The organism is Meiothermus sp. (assembly GCF_025056915.1).
Taxonomy (GTDB): domain Bacteria; phylum Deinococcota; class Deinococci; order Deinococcales; family Thermaceae; genus Meiothermus.
In genome coordinates, this window is the sequence record NZ_JANWVH010000128.1 from 1 (window position 1) to 4,307 (window position 4,307).

Here is a 4,307-nt window from a genome sequence, read left to right on the forward strand (position 1 = left end):
CTCGAATGGCTCATAATACCAAGGAGAACCAATTTCGCCCTTCAGACAAATCCTGCCTTCTCGGCGCAAGATTGCTCGAATAAGGTGGGTGGTTTTGGCTTCTTGCAGGGTGTAATACCCTCTTCAGGTGTTCAGGCCACTTCTATCCTCAAGGTGGACGGTCGCAGGTGGGTCTCGAGGTCTTTCCCCAAACCCCTGCTTCCTGCCTCTTCGTTGCTGCAGTGGCCATCGAGAAGGTATCAAAGCTCAACGGCGGCGGTCAACAAGTTTGACCCAGAACGGCTCTGTGGATGCGCTATGCTAAGGCATGCAGCCAGACCTATGCTCCAAAGTCAATGCCAGGCTGCTAAGCGTCTTTTGTGGGCCGGGCTAAGCAGGGTTAGACCCGGGCCAGGAAGCCGCTTCAGGGGAGGTTTCCCATGAAATTGGGCGCTAAGGTTCGCAGCGAACTTCTCTCCCGCATCGGCTCTAATCCTGAGGTTCTACGAGGGCGCCCGCGCATCAAGGGAACCCGCATCGGCGTGCATATGGTTCTGGAGGCCCTGGCCTCCCAGATGTCCATCGAGGAGGTGCTGGTGCAGTGGCCCGAACTGACCCGCCAGGACATCCGGGCCGCTTTGCTGTACGGGGCTCGAGCCACCAACTACGAGTGGATTGCCCTGCACGAGGAGTAATGCGCATTTTGCTGGATGAAAACATTCCGCAGCGGGTGCTGTGGTGGTTGATTGGCGAGGGGCACGAGGTGGTCACGGCGCGGGAGGTGGGCCTCACCGGGCGCTCCGATGCCTTTCTGTACGCCTATGCCGAGCAACACAACTACGTGCTGGTCACGCTCGACCTGGACTTTTCCGACCCTTTGCGCTTTCCCCTCAGCTTCCCGCGCATCGTGCTGCGCCCGGGGGTGATAGACCCCGAGCTGATGCGCGAAATTCTGCGCGATGTGTTCAGCCGGGGCTACCCTTTGTGGGGCGAGCTGTATGTGGTGCAGCCGGAGGGCATTGCTCGGTATAGTGAAGAACTGTGAAATGGGTGGAGTGCCCCAGGGATTCCTGGCAGGGGTATGGCCGGTTCATCCCCACCGAGGAAAAGGTGGGCTACCTGCTGAGGCTGCTCGAGGCCGGTTTCCAGAGCCTCGACCTGACCAGCCTGGTCTCGCCCAAATGGGTGCCCCAGCACGCCGATGCCGAGGCGGTGCTGGCCGCCCTGCCGCCGCCGGAGGGGCGGGAGTATCTGGCCATCATCGGAAATCTAAAAGGCCTCGAGCGGGCCCGGCAGGCCCGCCACCTGACTGCGGTGGGCTACCCCTTTGCCATCTCGGAGACCTTCCAGCGCAAAAACCTCAACCTGGGCATTGAAGAATCCTGGCCGGTGCTGGAGCAACTTGTGGCCGAGGCTGGGGGTTTGCGCTTTGTGGTTTATCTTTCGATGGCGTTTGGCAACCCCTATGGCGACGCCTGGGAGCCGGGCCTGACCGCGCGGTTTGTGGAGCGCCTGCGGCAGCTTCCGGGGCTTTCGGGCATTGTGCTGGCCGATACCTACGGGGTGGCCTCGGAAAAGACCATTGCCCAGACCCTCGAGGCCGTGGCCTTGGCCGGGGGCCTGGACGAGCAACTGGGCCTCCACCTGCACAGCCGTCCAGAGGATGCCCTGGCCAAGGTCGAGGTGGCCCTGCGGGCCGGGGTGCGCTGGCTCGAGGGGGCGCTGGGCGGCATTGGCGGCTGCCCCTTTGCAGGCGACGAGCTGGTGGGCAATCTGGCCACCGAGCAGGTGCTGCCCTATCTGGCCCAGCAAGGATACCGTCCTGTTGTCGGCCTCGAGCGGCTGCCGGAACTTTCCAGCCAGGCCCTTTTGCTCAGAACAAAATATGCCTAACCCCGCCGCAGCCCCAGCAGCAGCCCCGCCACAAAGGCCCCCCCGAAGGGCAGGTTGGTGGTGAGCACCCGCACCAGGGCGTCCCAGGCGCTTTTGATTTGCTCTTGTTGCAGCAGCGGCTCCACATCGCGCTGAATGCGCGTCCAGTCCACGTTGATGTAGCCCATCGAGGCCAGCACCTGCACCACCACAAAAATCAGGCCCAGGATAATGGCGACCCAGCGTCCTACGGTCTTGATGGCATAGCCTACGGCAAAACCGGCCAGCCCGCCAAAGGTGAGCTGCCCGATGTAAGGTTGGATCACTTCCACCCTTCTATTGTGCCATGCCCCGGCCAAAAGACCTGGTCAGGCTTTCTTGCGCAGGGCCTCGAGCGCGTCCCACTGTTCCTTGGTCAGCGCATCCAGCACGTTGAACTCTCCAGCATTCCAGACCGTCTCGCCCCCGTCAATGGTGATTACATCGCCGGTGATGAAGCCAGCGTAATCGGAGATGAGATAGGAAGCCAGGTTGGCGAGCTCGATGTGCTGGCCGACCCGCCCCAGGGGAATTTTTTTCTCGAACATCCGGGCAATCTCCGGGGTGGGCATCAGGCGCGTCCAGGCCCCTTCGGTGGGGAAAGGCCCCGGCGCAATGGCGTTGAGCCGGATGCCGTACTTGCCCCATTCTGCCGCCAGCGACTTGGTCAGGGTAACCACGCCCGCCTTGGCCGTGGCCGAGGGCACCACGTAGCCCGAGCCGGATTGGGCGTAGGTGGTGGCGATGTTGAGCATGGTGCCCTTCTGTCCCCGGGCAATCCAGCGTTTGCCGACCTCGAGGGTACAGTACACCGTACCGTGCAGCACGATGTTCAATACCGCGTCAAAAGCCCGGTAGGAAAGCCGCTCGGTCGGGGAGATGAAGTTGCCGGCGGCGTTGTTGACCAGCACATCTACCCGGCCAAAATGGGCCTCTACCGCGTCCACCATGGCTTTTACCGCTTCGGGGTCGCGCACGTCCACGGGCGTGGTGAAGACCTCGCCCCCGGTTTGCTGCATCATCTCCTGGGCGGCCTGGGCAATGGTCTCGGCCCGGCGGCTGGTGATGGCGACCCTGGCCCCCAGCTCCAGAAAACGTGTGCTCATCGAGCGGCCCAGACCCGTACCGCCGCCTGTGACCAGCACCACTTTGTCCTTCAAAAGCCCTGGTTCAAACATATCTTCACCGTCCATGCCACTTTACAACCCGCATGAGGGGCGCGAATGGCGCATCTTCGGGAAAAGTCTCGAAAGACAGCCCCTTCGTGGGCGTATTTTATACGCCTGTAAAGGCGGAGGTCAGGAATCAAGGCCCTGCCAGACCAACGTCCAGGGGAACGCAGGACGGAAGTGGGTGGTCGGGCTCCAACCCCTGCCTCGACCCGCCGCTTTAATCGTATGCACAGTGTTCAAGCAAAGCTGGCAGTACAGGCAATCTACCAACCCTCCGGCCCAATTCAGTAAGCTGAGGGGGTTATGTCCCTCGAAGACAGCGCTGTGAAGGGTCTGATGAACCTGGATGCCTACAAACAACAAGCGGCCCTCGAGGCCGTCCGATACGTAAAACCGGGCATGGTGGTGGGGCTTGGTACCGGCTCCACGGCCAGATATGCCGTTTTGGAGCTGGGCCGTCGGCTGCGGGAGGGGGAGCTTTCTAACGTGCTGGCGGTGCCGACCTCGGAGGCTACAGCCCTGCTGGCCCACGAGCTGGGAATTCCCCTTGGTGAACTGGGGCCGGGCGGGGTTGACCTGGCCATAGATGGCGCCGACGAGATTGCTCCCGACCTCACCCTCATCAAGGGCCTGGGGGGGGCTTTGCTGCGGGAGAAGATTGTAGAGGCCAGTGCCCGGCAGTTCATCGTAATCGCCGATTACACCAAGAAAGTGGCCCAGCTTGGGCGCGGGGTGGTGCCGGTGGAGATTGTGCGATTTGGCTACCGGGCGACCCTGCATGCGTTGGAGCGCATGGGCAAGCCCACCCTCCGCATGGATGGGGATGAGTTTTTCCACAGCGATGGGGGCAACCTGATTGTGGACGTTAACTTTGGCCCCATTCTGGATCCGGGGGGGCTCGAGGCCGAACTCAAACGCATTCCAGGCGTGGTGGAGACCGGGCTTTTTGTGGGCCTGGCGACTGCGGCCATTGTGGCCGGGCCGGAGGGTCTGGAGTACCTGGGCACTCCACCGAAATAGCCGCCAGGCATTCATTGGGCAGCGACAAACCACCTCTACTCGAACGGTTAGCAAAGTGCAGTAGCCGATAGGTCGGAGGCAGGGCTTCAGGGGGCGGGTGTTGGAGACCCATCGCCCACTTCCACCTTCCGCGTTATCGCACTCTTCTCAGACGTGGCCGCCCACGAAAACGAGAAGGGACAAAGAGACGTGCCTCACCGAGGTGAGGCACGCTTGTCTGCGTTG

6 protein-coding genes are annotated in these 4,307 nt (G+C 62.0%); 4 read left to right on the forward strand and 2 right to left on the reverse strand.

The window, feature by feature from the left end; all coding sequences use genetic code 11:
* Nucleotides 1-419 precede the first annotated feature (419 nt).
* From NZN28_RS13855 to NZN28_RS13865, 3 genes are read left to right on the forward strand one after another with little or no spacing between them, the layout of a single operon-like run.
* Complete coding sequence (locus NZN28_RS13855) at nt 420-674, forward strand: DUF433 domain-containing protein (RefSeq protein ID WP_295399132.1); 255 nt, start codon at nt 420-422, stop codon at nt 672-674.
* Complete coding sequence (locus NZN28_RS13860; protein WP_295399134.1) at nt 674-1,024, forward strand: DUF5615 family PIN-like protein; 351 nt, start codon at nt 674-676, stop codon at nt 1,022-1,024. The genes NZN28_RS13855 and NZN28_RS13860 overlap by 1 nt, the downstream gene beginning before the upstream one ends.
* A complete protein-coding gene (locus NZN28_RS13865) occupies nt 1,021-1,872 on the forward strand; it encodes a hydroxymethylglutaryl-CoA lyase (protein WP_295399136.1) in 852 nt (283 codons plus the stop codon). Before NZN28_RS13860 ends, NZN28_RS13865 begins: the two co-directional genes overlap by 4 nt.
* Here the strand turns inward: NZN28_RS13865 and NZN28_RS13870 are convergent.
* Both NZN28_RS13870 and NZN28_RS13875 read right to left on the reverse strand, forming a co-directional pair.
* Nucleotides 1,869-2,183 carry an FUN14 domain-containing protein gene (locus tag NZN28_RS13870; protein ID WP_295399138.1) on the reverse strand — a complete coding sequence of 105 codons (315 nt, stop codon included), beginning with the start codon at nt 2,181-2,183 and terminating at the stop codon, nt 1,869-1,871. The genes NZN28_RS13865 and NZN28_RS13870 overlap by 4 nt on opposite strands.
* 36 nt (nt 2,184-2,219) lie before the next feature.
* Nucleotides 2,220-3,083, reverse strand: a complete 864-nt coding sequence (locus tag NZN28_RS13875) for an SDR family oxidoreductase (protein ID WP_295399140.1) — start codon at nt 3,081-3,083, stop codon at nt 2,220-2,222.
* Nucleotides 3,084-3,365: 282 nt separating this feature from the next.
* On the opposite strand from NZN28_RS13875, the gene rpiA reads away from it, so the two are divergent.
* Nucleotides 3,366-4,082 (forward strand): ribose-5-phosphate isomerase RpiA, encoded by a 717-nt coding sequence (gene rpiA, locus NZN28_RS13880; RefSeq protein ID WP_295399142.1) that lies wholly within the window; start codon nt 3,366-3,368, stop codon nt 4,080-4,082.
* The last annotated feature ends 225 nt before the right edge of the window (nt 4,083-4,307 follow it).

Coding starts and splice junctions, on each gene's coding strand:
- rpiA (WP_295399142.1), top strand. CDS start 3,366: ATGTCCCTCGAAGACAGCGCTGTGAAGGGTCTGATGAACCTGGATGCC.
- NZN28_RS13875 (WP_295399140.1), bottom strand. CDS start 3,083: ATGGACGGTGAAGATATGTTTGAACCAGGGCTTTTGAAGGACAAAGTG.
- NZN28_RS13855 (WP_295399132.1), top strand. CDS start 420: ATGAAATTGGGCGCTAAGGTTCGCAGCGAACTTCTCTCCCGCATCGGC.
- NZN28_RS13860 (WP_295399134.1), top strand. CDS start 674: ATGCGCATTTTGCTGGATGAAAACATTCCGCAGCGGGTGCTGTGGTGG.